The organism is Pontibacter coccineus, from assembly GCF_030546575.1.
GTDB lineage: Bacteria > Bacteroidota > Bacteroidia > Cytophagales > Hymenobacteraceae > Pontibacter > Pontibacter coccineus.
Genome location: NZ_JAUOTN010000012.1, coordinates 1 through 16,018, shown reverse-complemented (window position 1 = coordinate 16,018; position 16,018 = coordinate 1). Strand labels below are relative to the sequence as shown.

Annotated in this window: 10 protein-coding genes; 5 read left to right on the top strand and 5 right to left on the bottom strand. The window is 52.7% G+C overall.

Features of this window, described 5'->3' with window-relative positions:
* Positions 1 to 480: 480 nt before the first annotated feature.
* The 5 genes from Q4E40_RS20385 to Q4E40_RS20365 all read right to left on the bottom strand — a co-directional run bounded on the left by Q4E40_RS20385 (position 481) and on the right by Q4E40_RS20365 (position 8,093).
* On the bottom strand, positions 481 to 1,761 hold the full coding sequence (locus Q4E40_RS20385) for a M16 family metallopeptidase (protein WP_303415088.1): 1,281 nt from the start codon (positions 1,759 to 1,761) through the stop codon (positions 481 to 483).
* A 14-nt stretch (positions 1,762 to 1,775) separates the two neighbouring features.
* Positions 1,776 to 2,900 carry a type IX secretion system outer membrane channel protein PorV gene (gene porV, locus Q4E40_RS20380; RefSeq protein ID WP_303415087.1) on the bottom strand — a complete coding sequence of 375 codons (1,125 nt, stop codon included), beginning with the start codon at positions 2,898 to 2,900 and terminating at the stop codon, positions 1,776 to 1,778.
* 49 nt (positions 2,901 to 2,949) lie between these two features.
* On the bottom strand, positions 2,950 to 6,519 hold the full coding sequence (porU, locus tag Q4E40_RS20375) for a type IX secretion system sortase PorU (RefSeq protein ID WP_303415086.1): 3,570 nt from the start codon (positions 6,517 to 6,519) through the stop codon (positions 2,950 to 2,952).
* Positions 6,520 to 6,723: 204 nt separating this feature from the next.
* On the bottom strand, positions 6,724 to 7,446 hold the full coding sequence (gene pssA, locus Q4E40_RS20370; protein WP_303415085.1) for a CDP-diacylglycerol--serine O-phosphatidyltransferase: 723 nt from the start codon (positions 7,444 to 7,446) through the stop codon (positions 6,724 to 6,726).
* A gap of 8 nt (positions 7,447 to 7,454) precedes the next feature.
* Positions 7,455 to 8,093, bottom strand: a complete 639-nt coding sequence (locus Q4E40_RS20365) for an MBL fold metallo-hydrolase (RefSeq protein ID WP_303415084.1) — start codon at positions 8,091 to 8,093, stop codon at positions 7,455 to 7,457.
* A gap of 81 nt (positions 8,094 to 8,174) precedes the next feature.
* Between Q4E40_RS20365 and Q4E40_RS20360 the strand changes: the two genes are divergently transcribed.
* The 5 genes from Q4E40_RS20360 to Q4E40_RS20340 all read left to right on the top strand — a co-directional run bounded on the left by Q4E40_RS20360 (position 8,175) and on the right by Q4E40_RS20340 (position 15,843).
* A complete protein-coding gene (locus Q4E40_RS20360; protein WP_303415083.1) occupies positions 8,175 to 9,266 on the top strand; it encodes an NAD(P)/FAD-dependent oxidoreductase in 1,092 nt (363 codons plus the stop codon).
* Between the two features lie 4 nt (positions 9,267 to 9,270).
* Positions 9,271 to 12,474, top strand: a complete 3,204-nt coding sequence (locus Q4E40_RS20355) for a TolB-like translocation protein (RefSeq protein WP_303415082.1) — start codon at positions 9,271 to 9,273, stop codon at positions 12,472 to 12,474.
* Positions 12,475 to 12,481: 7 nt separating this feature from the next.
* A complete protein-coding gene (locus tag Q4E40_RS20350) occupies positions 12,482 to 13,633 on the top strand; it encodes a serine hydrolase domain-containing protein (RefSeq protein ID WP_303415081.1) in 1,152 nt (383 codons plus the stop codon).
* A gap of 156 nt (positions 13,634 to 13,789) precedes the next feature.
* Entirely contained in the window at positions 13,790 to 14,671 is an 882-nt protein-coding gene (locus Q4E40_RS20345; protein ID WP_303415080.1) for a YicC/YloC family endoribonuclease, read from the top strand.
* Between the two features lie 368 nt (positions 14,672 to 15,039).
* Positions 15,040 to 15,843: a M57 family metalloprotease gene (locus tag Q4E40_RS20340; protein WP_303415079.1), complete on the top strand. Its 804-nt coding sequence runs from the start codon at positions 15,040 to 15,042 to the stop codon at positions 15,841 to 15,843.
* Positions 15,844 to 16,018: the final 175 nt, after the last annotated feature.

The following is a 16,018-nucleotide window of genomic DNA, read 5'->3' as shown; positions in this document are numbered from 1 at the left end:
CGCCAACCCCAACCCCTCAGCCCCTGATTCCCGCAAAGAGTCAGGGGCTGACTCATTTATACTACACGCCAACCAGGTAGCAGGCGGAAGGAAGGAAGGAAGGAAGGAAGGAAGGCTAGAGCCAGGTGGAGGCTATGCAAGGACAAGGCAATGTTGGAAGCAATGCCGATGGAAGACAGCCAGCAGTGACGGAGCTGCTTCCGGCACACAGCTTCCTGCCCGTTACCGAGCAAAGGCCAGCCACCTTGTAGGGGCCGTATAAGTTTATACCGCTTCGGGGAGCAGGCTTACGCAAAGGGACCGGCAAGGCAGGGCTGGCAGCCGTGACCGGCGCTTGCTTGAACGGAGCCCTTACTTGGAAGATGGCACTGCCCGGCGCTCCGGTTATCTATCATAGGACAGGCTTCAAAAATAAAGAAGGCTGCCCAGCACGGGCAGCCTTCTTTATTTTGATAGTTAGCGGTAATATAAGGATCAGCCTTAGTCAGGCCTTTTACCGGCTATGGCTGTCTTCATGCTATCCAACCCGATGTATTGGTCTGCAAGATCCCGTAGCTCTTCAGCGGTAACACCCCGAATGGTACTGATGTAATTGTTATAATGCTCATACGGGAGCTTGTGCAGGATAATGCGTTTATACCTATCACATTGTTCAAAGATAGTAGCTATATCGTTTAAGAATTTGCCAAGCATATAGCTCTTTACAGTTTGCAATTCTTCTTCCGGGACCAACTCGTCCTGTAGCTTCTTAATCTCCTTATGAATCTCTGCTACTGTTTTATCAGTTACCTGGTAGTTTACATCTGTGCCAATAAAAAAGAGGCTATCCTGTTCCTTCGGCGAAATAGCTGAATAGATACCGTAGGTATAGCCCTTGTCTTCCCGGATATTGCGCATCAGCCTGGAGCCAAAATATCCGCCTAATATCTCATTTAAAACAACTAGCTTATGGTAATCTTCGTGCCCGATCAAAGGGAACTGCCTTCCCAGCCGGATGGAGGATTGCAGACTCTCTGGCATCAACACGAAATCTTCATCGTTCGCTATCTTACCATCTGATACTAATGGCTCGGTTGGTGCTCCAGTCAATTGCATAGTAGCAATCTCTTTCTCCAGAAGTTTCTCCAGTTCTTCGTCAATGGCGCCACAGGCAAAGACTTCCAGTTGCTCTGTGCTATACCTGCTCTTGTAGAACTTAGCTAGTTCCTCCTTTGCAATAGTATCCAGTGCATGTTCGTCTAGACCGAATACATAAGGGTGGGTACCGCCGTAAACGAGCTTTGTAAAGCTGTGAGTAGCCAGGTAATTGTTTTTTTGGCGCTGTACCTTTAGGTTTTGCTGGTTTCGTTTGCGTAGAAGCTCAAATTCCTCTGTCGGAAAAACCGGGTTTTGCAACACATCAAGTACCAAAGGCAATAACTCGGGTACATACTTGCTGAGGCAGTAGAGTGTAAACTCCGAGCGATCATAGCCATGGTTATTGTCAAAAGAGGCTCCGTAGTAGGCCACCTTCTCAGCGATCTGCTTGGCGGTATAGTTCATACTGCCTTCAAACAGCATCTTGCCTGTCAGGTCGGCTACGCCAGCATGTTCTTCGTACCACTTCCCCGCCTTAAAAACAAAATCCAGCCTGATGACAGGCTGGGTTTCGCTTTTTATATAATGCAGCCTGGCTCCGTTGCTTAAGTGACTTACTTCAGCTATCTGTAGCGTGACTGCTTCTATTTCATGTATTTCTGGTGCTTTTGTTCTATCAAGCATTCTGTAATTAGTTTTTAATCTAAGTTTAGCGACAAACTGAAACGAATGGTTTCAGCAAGGGGGTTGCCCCTTTCGCTCGGAATCAGGTAGGCCGCGTCTATTCCAAATTTCTGGTAGCGCAATCCTACACCTGTTGAGATATACTTTCTGTTGCCCTTTTCCGGGTTTTCATAAAAATAACCAAGGCGTGCAGCAAACAGGTTGTTGTACCAGTACTCTATACCTCCGGAGAAATTGATCTCCTGCAACTCTTCACTAAAGCCACCCGGTGCATCGCCGAACGAAGTAAAGATACCGCTGATAACCGTCTGTGAGCTGTCAGCGCCCGGCGATGGTACCAAAAGTTTGTTGGCATCCAGTACCAAAGTAAGGGAGTTGTACTGGTCTAAATTATACGTAATTGCTGTACCTAGTTTCAGGTTAGTTGGCAGAAAGTCCTTCTGATCACCATTGGTATAGGCAATCTTGCCACCAATGTTTGAAATGTTAGCACCCAGACCGAGGTTCAGTGTCTGACTAATATCGCGGTTGTAGTATACACCCACATCCACAGCCGCTGTGTTGCCCGGCTTCGATTCGAAAGGAGAGGCGCCACCACCGATGGTCACGTTGCCGGCCAGGTTAGAGCGAATAAAGCGTGCGCCTATACCTAAGCTGAAGTACTCGCTCAAGGCTTGTCCGTAAGCAACAGACAAGGCATACTCTTTGGGAGAGAACTCTGTGATGTCATTGCCATTGGCATCGATAAACTGAATATCGCCAAGATCAAAGTATAGAAGTGAGGCGGAGATAGCTGATGTCTCGGATAGCTTTTTGTAGCCTGATAGATAGCTAAGCGACATATCATCTACGATGTTGCGCAACCAGGGAGAATAAGAAAAGCTCACACTCATATCATTCTGCACAAAGCCCAATTTGGCTGGGTTCCAGTGTGGTGCGTTCGCATCCGGGCTGAGGGCAACACCTGCATCACCCAAACCGGCAGAACGTGCATCAGGTGCTACTGTCAGGATGGGAACAGCTGTGGTTACAGTACGGGAATCCTGTCCGATGGTAGATGTTTGTGCTGATGCCAAGTGCACTGAAAAGAATGCAGCCACAAATGCGGTGGCTTTTACAAGTAAATTTTTCTTATACATATAGAGGGTGTTGATGCAAAATCAAATATAGAAATATTATAGGATTTTACTAATTCAAGAGCACAAGTTTCTCAAAACTTGTAGCTGTTGCTCCATCATACTGAGAACGTACAATGATCCGGTAAACGTATACGCCGCGGGCTAATGTATCGTTGAATTCATCTCTCCCATTCCAGTTTATTTCGTCTTGGTGCGACTTGCTAGCATAACTGGTTCCTTGCAGCGTCTTTACCAGTTTCCCTGATACGGAGAATATCTGTATATGGATATCTAAATTTTCGCCTGCCCTGTTATGGTCGAAATGAAACGTGGTGCTTGTTGAAAAGGGATTAGGGTAATTCAGCAGCTGGGTGATCGTCAACTTCTCGTTGTTGGACACAATAAACTCGAGTCGCTCTTCGGCTGAATTATTGTGCGTATCCCAGGCTTTCAACGACAAGGTATGCCGACCTTCCTGCAGATCCTTGAACGGGTAACGTACCGAGCCTGACTGGTAACTATCGCGGTCGGCGGTATAGTAGTCGTTCAGCACGATGGCCTGTTCGGTGGCTTCATCCAGTATGGCTACCAGCTCGTGGCCCGATCCCATACCTGCTGTGTTCAGCCCGTTCTCGTCGTATAGCTTGGCCAGCAATACCGGGTTTTGGCTTGTCGTACCACCAGATACGAAAGACTCATCATCCAGGAATAACTTGACCACAGGAGGCGTGTTGTCTGCGGCTATACCTATAGCAGTGCCCCCAATCACGATAGTTGTGTCGGCCCCCATGGCGTCTTGTGCAGCGCCGCTGGCGTACAGGCTGATCTTGCCAAAACCGTAGCGGACATCTATGTCTTTGGGAGCGACAAAGCTCAGTTCGAAAGTACCGGATTTAACAGTGGACTGACCGTCATACACTATGTTCTCGCGCACCTGAACAGGTACAGGTTGCTTGCCACCGGGTATAGGCGGTTCGTCTTTTCGCTCCGGTGTGTTGTCGCCGAGGGTGCGGCGGGTAATCGGCTTCTCGAAAACGGTGATGTGCAAGGTGCCTTCAAAATCCGTGGCAATGCTTCCGTCTGCGTTTGTTACCACGCCCTTCATGGTCACCTTGCCCAGCGCTGCGAGGGTATCAGATGCAACTTGTCGGCCATTGATCTGTGTGATACTAGCCTGTAGATTCGGGTAGGCCAGTTGCTGCGAAGGATCAGCCAGGAGCGTAAAATTCCGGTTGTTCACACCTCTTGAACCACTCGTCTGGTCAGTCAGGCTGCTGTTTTTGGTGAGCCGCACGATATCACCCAATCGGGGCATGCGGCCGTTCACCGGATGCAGGGCCGCTTTGAAGAAATTGCGGTTGAGCACGCGGTTGTCACTCGAGAAAACAGGGCGTGTGGTCGTGAGCAGCCCCATAGCACCGCCCTGCGGATTCAGCAGAGCGAGTTCGGCGCCGGAGGAGCGCCTTGGGTCGTCGTAGCGGCCAAACTCACAGGTGGCGGTCAGCAGAAATGCCAGCCGGTCTTTGTTCCGCCAATTGTTGATCTGCGGCGCTGTCAGTACCTGCTCCCAGGCCCAGCTGACTTCGTTGCCGTGCCCAGTGTAGTTGACGATCAGCGAGCCCTGTTCCACGGCTTTATCAACCGCCGCGACGGCTGCAGGAGCCTGTTGCCTGTTGCCAACGGTTTGTTGCGGGTAGAGGTCCAGGTATACCTTGTTGGGGTTGTAGTTGATGTGCTCACGATCCAAGTAACTGCTCAGGAACTCGGCGTCGTTCAGGTGCTCGTTATAGTCGCCATCGTCGGCCACAAACGTAACCCGGCTGCGCCATTTCCCAAAATGCCCCGGACTGTCGTAAGCGATGATCTTGTCGACCATGGCGGCGGCTTCTGCTGGTGTCTTGACAGGCAGCCGGCCTATACCTACGTCGAGCAGGTGGTCACCTGTACTGTTCTCCGCCCACTCGCCTTCGTCCGTATCCAGAAAGCCGTAGTAGTCTTCGGAAGAATAGCTGCTGATGGGGTGCAGCGATTGCCGGGATTGGTACACGGGCACAAAATTCGTGTTGTTAGGCAGTCGGTTTTTATAATCGTAAGACGCATCGCCAAAGAGGAGCAGGTATAGCACATCGTCGCCCTGCTTGCTGCTGCGGTTGTAGAGCATGCGCATGTAGTCTCGTATGGCCGTCACATCCTGGGCACCCGAAGAAAACTCGTTGTATACCTGCGTAGTCGTAACGACCGCCAATTGCATGTTGCTGTGCTGCTGACGGTGCGCTGCCAGTCGGTTGGCCTCCTGCAGAAAACGGGGATGGGTCAGAATGACCAGATCGAGGCGGCCGTCGAGGTTGTGGCTGTGCAGGTCCTGGTTGGCCACCTTGCCAAAGGCTTTGGGTTGAAGGCCCGTGTCGTTTTTGAAAGCGACAAATTCTCTCAATACTTCGGTTGGAGCACTAAAAATCAGATCTAAGCCTGAGGTAGTGGTCTGCTGCGCGACGGGTCGCAACGGGTCCGTCACATCCCATACCTGGGTGGTGGCAGCCGTACCCGCCAACCGAAAAGTACTCACCGTATTGGCTGTACTGGCGATAGACCGAAAACTCGTCTGCTCGCCATAAAGCTTCAATTGACGCTCGTAATTGAGTGATAGATAATTCAGGAAGCCAAGTGCCGTGGGGTTACTGCCCGTGCTGAAGCTGATACCTACCTTCAACTCGGTAAGTTGCCCGAGAGTCTGCTGGCTTAAGGTATAGGTCCTGCTGCTGTTGATGCCTTCCGGGTGGTAAGGAAAGGTGCCGCGCCCGCTGATCGTCTGGGTGCCCAGGGTATGGCCGTTGAGGCACAAGGTATAGGAACTCTCCGCCGAAGAGTTGGCCATCAGGAAAGCAGTGAGCTGCACCTCAGAGCCCGGCGCCAGGTCCGAAACAGGCAAGCTGATTTCGCGGGAAGTTGTAAAAGCGCTGAAATCCTCGCCATACCATTCCCGGCCGGAGTACACCATGTTCTTCAGGTCACGCTCATGGTAGAGGCGCTCGTTGTAGCTGCTGATAGTTGGGCCTGTCCCACTTGCCTGGTCACGCTGACTTACCCGGAGGCCTTTGCCAGCCCCCACCCGAATAAAATAGTAAGCTGTGTCTGAATAGATATTGTGACTGTGCCGAAAAGCTGGCTTGTCGCCCGTGCGCTGCCAGGTATGAGGCCCCTGCGCATAAAACAGCGCATAGTCTGCCTCGTCGAAGCGACCGTCGGTTTCACCTGCTACCCAAATGGAATTCTCTACCACATCATCAGGGCGAGGGGCGCTGTTGGGTTGCGGAAGCATGCCGCCGCCATTGCCAAAAAGCTGCAGGGTGCGTGGGTCGAGCTGTTGGGTATTGATGCCAAGCGACTGCAGGAACGCCCTGTCGATGCGGTGTATACCTGACGCTGTTACGCCGATCTTATACCAGTTGCCTGTGCTGAGCACCGATGAAGTGGCAAACTCACTTTGGGTACCTTCAGTGCTCTGGGTGATGGTGCGAGATGGTTGCGCTGCCGTTTGCCCTTGCTGCGTAGCCGCTGCGCTTTCCTGTGCCTTGGCATGGGGCGCTGGCAGGAGGGAGCCAAACAGCAGACAGGTATACAGCAGCAAGAAAATCCGCATGGCAGGCACTGATAAATGAAAGGATAATACGCTCTATAAATTTACAGAAGATTATCCTTTCAGCTAAATAAATCGGTGTTAATTGCGGTTACGGAACAGGCAGGTCCAAGGTCGGCGAGCAATTGCCTTAATGCTAACACCCTTGGTTCGGTTATACCTTGCCTGTACGTTGGGGCGACCCTCGCTCCGCGTGCGGCATACGCGCTAATCCAATGGAGAATTTGAGGGGGCAGGCGTTTTTTTGAAGATCGATAAAACCACGTAAAGCACGATGATCAAAGGGATGGCGGCGAATTTAACGAGCGCCAATAAGATAACTGAGATGCCCAGGAAAACGAAGCGGACGGCGTTGTCTTTCCAGGTCAGGTTCTTGAATTTGAGCGCAAACAGCGGCAGTTCTGCCACCAGCAGGTATGAGAAGATGACCGTTATCGCCAGCAGGAAGTATGGGTTCAGGATGATGTTATCATACAGGTTGCCGGAGGTGGCCAATATGAGCGGCAGCGAGCCGATGAACATGGAACAGGCCGGTGTGGGTACTCCGATGAAGGATTCGGCCTGCCGCGTGTCGATGTTGAACTTGGCCAGGCGCAGCGCCGAGAAGATCGTGATCACAAAGCCGAAGAAAGGCAAAATATCAGCCGGTATACCTAACACAGAAGCTTCGGCCTGCGATAACAACGCAAACATAATAGCGCCCGGTGCGGCCCCAAACGAAACCATGTCTGCCAGCGAGTCAAGCTGCTTTCCTATCTCGGAGTAGGCATTCAGCACGCGGGCTATCATACCGTCCATAAAATCAAAAATGGCGGCTATACCAATGAAATAGGCTGCATACTCCAACCGGAAGTTGAAAGCGAAGTATAGCGCCAGGCAGCCGCAAAACAGGTTGATGCACGTAATGGCGTTAGGTATGTGTTTTTTCATCCGGAGGGCTAGCGCAGGAATGGGTTAAACTTCTTTTCGTACGCAATGGTGGTCTCAGGTCCGTGACCCGGGTATACCACGGTTTCATCCGGCAGCGTAAATAGTTTGGTTCTGATACTGTTGATCAAGGTGTCGAAGTCGCCGCCGGGCAGGTCGGTGCGGCCGATGCTGCCTTTGAAAAGCACATCGCCGCCGATGCATACCTTGTCGGGTTCGCTGTAGAACACTACATGGCCCGGGGCGTGACCGGGGGCAAAAAGTATTTTCAACTCGGTGTTGCCAAATTGAATGGTGTCGCCCTCTTTCAGGTAATTGGTAGAAGCTTCTGTGCCGCTGTACATCTGAAAGCCGTAATTCGGGGCGTATACCGGTACAGCACGCAAAATCTCGAGTTCTTTTTCGTGTATCTCCAGCTCCACCTTGTAGGTATCGGCCACAAACTTGTTGCCCAGCACGTGGTCGATGTGGCAATGGGTGTTGAGCAGGCGCACTACTTTCAGGTCATTTGCTTCAATGTAGCGCTTTAGTTCTTGCTGTTCGGCTAGTTCATAGCAGCCAGGGTCTACCACCACGCACTCTTTAGTGTCGTCGTGCAGCAGGTAAGTGTTTTCCTGGAAGGGATTAAATGTAAGACAGGTAACGTTCATGTTGTTCTCTTTCACAGGGCGCGGGCCCACAAATTCGGCTCCTAAGTTACGAACTTCAGGCGTAAGTCGTAAATTGCCTGTATGAATTATGACTTCGTAGTGGTGGGGCATGGCATTGCCGGCGCCACACTGGCCTATACTTTACGCAAACAGGGCCAGCAGGTGCTGGTGATCGACGAACCCAAAGCCAACTCCGCCTCCCGCGTGGCAGCCGGCCTGGTAAACCCGGTGGCCGGCAAGCGCTTCGCCAAGTCCTGGCTCGTGGACACGCTGCTGCCTTATGCCGACAGTTTTTATGACGAACTGGAAGAGCGGTTCAAGCAGCAGCTTTTCGTTCACAAACCCATCTACAAAGTATTCTCCACCATAGAGGAGCAGAACAACTGGATGGCCAAAAGCGCCGAAGGCAACTGGAGCGAATACATTGGCGCCACCTATACCCAAAGCACCGGACAGGACCCATCTGTTCAGGACCAGTTCGGCGGCATCATGATCAAAAAAGGCGGCTACCTGCGCATTGCCGAAACGCTCGATCTGCTGCTACAACACCTGCAGCAGGACAATGCGCTGTTGCCGGAGCGCTTTGAGATGGATCAGCTGCAACTAACAGAACAAGGTATAGCTTATAAAAACATAACAGCGCGTCACCTGGTTTTCTGTGAAGGCTGGCAGGCGGTGCAGAATCCGTACTTCAGGTGGCTGCCGTTGCAGCCGACAAAAGGCGAGGTGCTGGAGGTACAAACACAGGATTTTAACCCGGAATGCATCTATAATAAAGCCGTTTACGTTGTTCCGGTAGGAGAGGGCCGCTTTAAGATTGGGGCCACCTACAACTGGCGCCAACCCGACGAGCTACCAAGCCCCGAAGGCAAGGAAGAGCTAAGCGAGCGCTTTGAGCAGATTACCACACAAACTTACCAGGTGAGCAGGCATTGGGCCGGTATTAGGCCTGCCGTGCGCGATCGCCGTCCGCTCGTAGGCCGGCATCCGGAGCATGCGCAATTGAGTGTGTTCAACGGCATGGGCTCCAAAGGGGTGCTGATGGCGCCATACCTGGCCGATCTGTTTGCCAAAGCACTGATAGAGGGGACAGAATTGCTGCCGGACGTACACATTTCGAGATATTATTCGTTATATTACGACTACCTAAAACACCATAACCCAGAACTCTAAGCGCATGCGTTTTCCTATAAGGTTATTGTTACTGTTCCTGTGCTGTGCTGCGGTAGGCGAAGTGGCTATGGCCCAGCCTAATGTGCAGACTTTTGGCCGGAGCCGAATTCAGTATAAGAATTTCGATTGGAAGCTCTACAGCACCCAAAACTTTAACATCTACTTCTATGAAGGCGGCGACCAGTCGGCCCGCAACGCAGCCGAGTATGCCGAGCGCGAACTGAAGCGCATCACCAGTTTTATTGGCTACTACCCTTACTCCAAGATCACGCTCATCGTCTACAACTCGATGACGGATCTGAAGCAAAGCAACATCGGAATGCAGCGCGACCAGTTCCAGACCGGTGGCGAAACGCTCTTCCTCAAAAACAAGCTCGAACTGGCCTACGACGGCACCCAAACCGACTTCAAGCGTGACCTGAGTTACCAGCTGACCGAGCTTCTGCTCAACGACATGATGTATGGCGGCAGCCTGAAAGAAGCCTTGCAGAGCAGCTACCTGCTGCGCCTGCCGGATTGGTTCATCAGCGGAGTGGCGGCCTATACCGCCGAGGGCTGGAGCCTGCGCATGGACAACTACGTGCGCGATATGCTGATGGTCAACAATAAGGCTCGCATGGAAGACGTGCTGGCCCGCGATCAGCAACTGGGCGGTCAGGCTATCTGGAACTACATCGCCGAGCGCTACGGCTATACCTCCATCCAGAACATCCTGAATCTGACCCGCATCACCCGCGATACGGAGGTAGGTATAACCAGCAGTCTCAACATCCCCTACAAGCGTTTCCTGCAGGACTGCCACAACTACTACATGCAGATCAACACCCGCGGCGAGAATCCGCTGGTAAGTCTGCCAGTAGAGAACAAAGTTTTCAAGAAGAACAAAAAAGACATCCACTATACCCAGCCTGTGCTGAACCCGGCCGGTACGCTGATGGCGTATGCCGAAAACGAGAACGGAAGCTACCAGATCATTGTGAAGGAGGTAGGCAGCAACCGCAGCCGCGTGGTGTGGAAGAGCGGCTACAAAACAGTGGACCAGCGCATCGATTACAAGCTGCCCGTGCTGGCCTGGCGTACCAATACCCAACTGGGTTTTGTGGAGGCGAGACGCGGCCAGATGGTGTTGCGGCAGATCAACTCCACCCGCCGCCGCTCCCGCATCCCGATCTTTGACGACATCCGCACGACTGCCGTTACCCTCAGCCAGTTCTCGCAGGTACGCGACATGAGCTATTCCGAAGATGGCAATACCCTGCTGGTAAGCGCCGTGCGCGATGGGCAGACGGACCTATACCTGCTCTCCAGCGGTGGCCGCATGCAACAGCAGCTCACCAACGATATTTACGACGATATTCAACCGGTTTTCCTGAAAGGGGGCAGCAGCAACATCGCCTTCAGTTCCAACCGCTTTGTCGACACCACAGGCCAGACAGCAACCGGCACTTTCTCGGGTGTGGTGAACAACTACGACATCTTCCTGATGCCGCGTGACGGGGGCAGTGCACAGCAAATCACTTTCTCTATTGCAAGTGAATTGCGCCCGCGTGCCACAGCAGACGGCAACCTGGTATACCTGAGCGAAGAGACCGGGGTGCGGAGTCTGTACCAGTACAACATCGCCACAGGCGCTCGGCGTCCCTTAACCAACTTCCTGCAGGACATCGAAAGCTACGACTTTGGGGGCGACGCAAATGCCCTGGTGCTGACGGCCACGGACGATGCCCGTAGCTTTGTGTACGCTTTCCCGACATTCAGCCCCACCACCCAGGAGGCACTGCCGAAAACATCCCGGCAGATCATTCTGGAAACCCGTGCCCGAACCTCTGCCTCCACCGCCGCCACTGCCCGTAAGATCGTGGAAGGGGCCACACCCAAGAGAACGCAGCGACAGGGGGAGGTAGACATTGAGAACTACCAGTTTGAGAGCGATGCCAAAGAGCAGCAGCAAGCCGAAACGCAGGCAAAAACACAAGCCGCAGCGCCACAGCGTGCCCGCACCACTGATGGCGGTGTTCCGATTGCGGGCCCCGTCGACTATGACCTTCGCTTCAGTGTGCAGGAGGTGATCACGTCGGTATACGCTGATCCGCAACTGGGCTTCGGTATAGTGGGCGGTGTGAACATGAGCGATCTGTTTGAGAACCATCATATCCGGGGCAACGCCTTTGTGCGCACCGACCTGGAGACCAGCCGCATGTTCGCCGAGTACATGAACCTGAAAAACCGCTTCGACATCGGGCTGCAGTACCGACGCGATGTGATTGTGGGCCAGGCACCGGAGTTTCCGGGCTCTGTGGTACGCTTTGGCAAACACGAGTTCTCTCCAACACTGGTATACCCGCTCAGCTACAGTACCAGTATCCGCATGCAGCCCCGGTTCGTGAACACGCGCTTCACCTACATCAACAGTTTCGTGACGCCTGACAGGATCGACTACTTCGGTGGCGGCAGTGTGGAACTGGTTTATGATAACTCTGTGGTGCGCGGTGTGAACATGCTGGAAGGCACCCGCATGAAAGCAGGCATCATGAGCCTGAAAAACTTTGAGCACAGCTCGGAGAACTTCAGCAAGTTTTACCTGGATGTACGCCGCTACCAGAAAATACACCGGCAGATCATATTGGCTGGTCGCATCAACTATGGCGCTTTCTTCGGTAATGCACCCAAAAACTTCCTGATCGGAGGGATGGACAACTGGCTTTTCGCATCGGAGGACGACGGTACAGCGACTCGTGAGGACATCGTGGTGAGCACACCCGCTGACCTCTTTTACCTCGACTACACCACCCCGCTGCGCGGGTTCAATTTCAACGCGCGCCGTGGGTCCAAGGTGTTGCTGGCTAACCTGGAGTTGCGGGTGCCTATTGTGCAGTACCTCTACGACGGGCCTATTCCGTCAGGCTTCTTCCGCAACCTGCAGTTTACAGCCTTCGGTGACGCCGGGTCGGCCTACAACGGTACCAACCCCTTCACAGGTAACAACTCCATCAACACCCGCGTGATTGGCGGCCGCATTGACCAGACCAACACAAGTCCGTTCGAGATCACGGTGATCAACTACCGCAACCCGTTCCTGCTGGGCTATGGGGTAGGGGCACGCACCACCCTGTTTGGCGTGTATGGCAAGGTCGACATGGCCTGGAGTGAGGAGGACGATTCGCGCAAAGGGCCTAAATTTTATATCACCTTAGGCTACGACTTCTAACAGCGGCATGAACTGGAGAACCAAACGCTTTGGTATTGGCTTTATTCTGGTGATTGGGCTAGCTGCCGCCTGGCTGCACATGGCCGACAAAAACTATGTGTACAAAGCCCTGTACCATAACTTCGCCGATATTGACGACAACCTGATCTTTCACCAGCGCAAGATAGCGGCCGCCGATACGTCGCAGCCCTGGCCGCTCGCCACCAATTACAATCAGCTGACGCTGCCGCAGGAGTTGCAGCAACTGCACAAGGAGCTGGAATCAGTCGCTTTTGTGGTCGTACACCGCGACTCGCTGCTGTATGAACAATACTGGGACGGCTATTCTGAAGAGTCGCTGAGCAATTCGTTTTCGGTGGCCAAAAGCATTGTGAGCATCCTGGTAGGTATAGCCCTGCAGGAAGGAGCGATTCAAAGCATTGACCAACCAGTAGGGGACTTTTTGCCCGAATTCAAAGAAGGGGCTAAAGCGAAGATCACCATCCGGCATCTGCTCTGGATGAGTTCCGGCCTGAACTGGGACGAATCGTATGCCAACCCGCTCTCCGTTACCACAGAAGCCTATTATGGGTCCGACCTGAAGAAGGTAGTCCGAAAGCTGGAAGCGGTGGAGGAGCCGGGACAGGCCTTCTCTTATAAGAGCGGCGATACCCAGATATTGGCTTTTGTGCTGGAGGCGGCCACCGGCAAGAACCTGGCGGACTATGCCGAGGAGAAACTGTGGCGCCCGCTGGGAGCCGAGCAAAAAGCTGAGTGGAGCATCGATCATCCGCTTGGCAACGAGAAGGCCTACTGCTGCTTCTTCTCCAATGCCCGCGACTTCGCCCGTATCGGGCAGCTATACCTGCAAAATGGCGTCTGGCAGGGCGATACCCTGGTAGCGCCGGAGTACGTGCAGGCCTCCCTTACCCCAAGCGGCCTGACCGATGCCAACACGGGCGAACCGACCACACAGTATGGCTACCAGTGGTGGCTGCTGCCGGATTACAAAGGCCAATCTATTTTTTACGCGCGCGGCATTCTGGGCCAGTACGTCATCGTTATACCTGAGAAAGAGCTCGTGATCGTGCGGCTTGGCAAAAAGCGGGGGGAGCGCATTGATGGCCATCCTTCGGAGGTGATGGCGATGATTGATGCGATCAACCAACTGGTTCCCTAGGTATAAGATCCCGCAAGAAAGATAATACCCGAACCCGAAGGTCGCTACAATACCAGGCCCCTGCTGCCTGACTGGTTTTGAGCTTTTAGCCATCCGGCTGCGTATAAGTGAGGAATTATACCTAATTTGCCAAACCATCATTTCAAAAAAGTGCTTATGTTGCAGTCCATGACAGGCTATGGCAGTGCCCGCCTCGATACTGACCAGTATTCCATCAACGTCGAAATCAGATCGCTTAACTCCAAAGGCATGGACCTGACCGTGCGTCTGCCGCGCTTCCTCTCGGAGCGTGAGTACGAGATTCGTACCATGCTGACCAAAGCGCTTGTGCGGGGCAAAGTGAGCATCTGTGTTGACTATACCAGGAACAAAGCACAGCGAGCCAAAAGCAATATCAACAAAGACTTGCTGAAGGCTTACTACGAGGAACTGAATGCGGCCGCTGACATGGTGGGAGGCTCTAAAACCGACCTTTTCCGATTGGCCCTGCACATGCCCGATGTGCTGCAGCAGGACCAGGGAGAAGACGAGGAAGGTGAAGCTGACTGGGATACCGTGCAACCGCTGGTGCAGCAGGCCATCGAAAGCATCAACTCATTCAGGGCCGACGAAGGCAAAGCACTTACAACGGAGATCATGTCCTACATCGACCGTATCCGGATACTGCTGGCCGAGGTGGAGAAGCAGGACCCGGTGCGCATGGAGCATATCCGTAACCGCATCAAGAATCACATCACGGAAGTATCAACCTCCGACCATTACGATCAGAACCGCTATGAGCAGGAGATGATCTACTACATGGAGAAGCTCGACATTGCGGAGGAAAAGGTTCGCCTGATCAACCACCTGCACTACTTCACCGAAACGGTATACCTGCCCGAGCCCACTGGCAAAAAGCTGGGTTTCATTTCGCAGGAAATTGGCCGCGAGATCAACACGATCGGCTCCAAAGCCAACGATTCGGCCATACAGCACCATGTGGTGGAAATGAAGGAAGAACTGGAAAAAATAAAAGAACAGGTCAACAACATTCTGTAACAGAGCCTGCTACAAATTTATCGAAAGCAGCTGCCCACCCGGGTAGCTGCTTTTTTTATGCCCATGTTTCGGTACGCCGCTTTTTAGGAATCGGTGTTTTAACACGTTTTTAAAAAAGAGCCAAGCTTAAAATTATTTTGATTTTTTTTAAATTTTTTTCAGTTGCGGACGCTCTATGTTATTGCAACCCAGTTTCATAAGCATACTTAAATTCTTATATAAGTTATATTTAATGTTCATTATTAGCGCAACCTTTTTCTAGGTATAAAAATGCTGTTAAAACCCTGATTTACAGCTTATTCCAGGTGTTGTTTGATGTGTTGTTTTCTTCTATATTTCGCCATGTTTAACTATAAAAGTATATTTTAATGAAAACAACACGTTTACTTTCGCTCCTGGCCCTTGCGGCTATGTTTGGTTTTTCCTCTTGCCAGAAAGAAGAGGCCGATGTTACAGCCAACGAGATTTCACCCCTTGCCATGGCTAAAATCTCAGAGATGGGTTTCAACACAGACAATGTGCAGCGCACCGAGGGTGGCTACATTGTGGAAGGTGACATCTTCTTCTCTGAGGGCGACCTGCAAAGCTCTCCTGAAACCACAGCCCTGCGCGTGGGCGAGGAGGAGCAGTACCGCACCAACAACCTGGTAAGCGTGGGCACCAGCCGCACTATCAACGTGGCCATCACCACCAGCCTGCCTTCTTCTTATGTAACGGCGCTGGACGAGGCCATCCGCCGCTTCAACGCCGAGAGCCTGCGCCTGAAGTTCCGCCGCGTGTCATCGGGCTACAACATCCTGATCTCCAAAGCCCCAAGCGGTTCTTCTTACCTGGCCTCTGCCGGTTTCCCTTCCGGTGGCAACCCCTACAACTCCGTGAAGGTGAACTCCGACTACCTGGGCACCAACCCGGGCACCAACTACCTGGCCACGATCCTGGCGCACGAGATCGGCCACACCATCGGCTTCCGCCACACCGACTACATGAACAGAGCCTATAGCTGCGGTGGTTCGTACTACAACGAGGGTGCCTCTACCGTGGGTGCGGTGCACATCCCGGGCACGCCAACCGGCGCCGATCCCAACTCCTGGATGCTGGCCTGCATCGGCTCTGGCGTGAACCGCTACTTCAACTCCAACGACAGAACAGCTCTGCGGTACCTGTACCAATAGTTCGGTTCTCAATACTGTAAAAAGCACAGCCTCTCCCGAGGAGCTGTGCTTTTTTTGTGCGCCCGATTACGCACTACAGGTATAGCAATGCCAGGTAAATAGGTATAGGTATAGGTATAGGTATAGGTATAGGTATAGGTATAGGTATAGGTATAGGTATAGGTATAGGTATAGG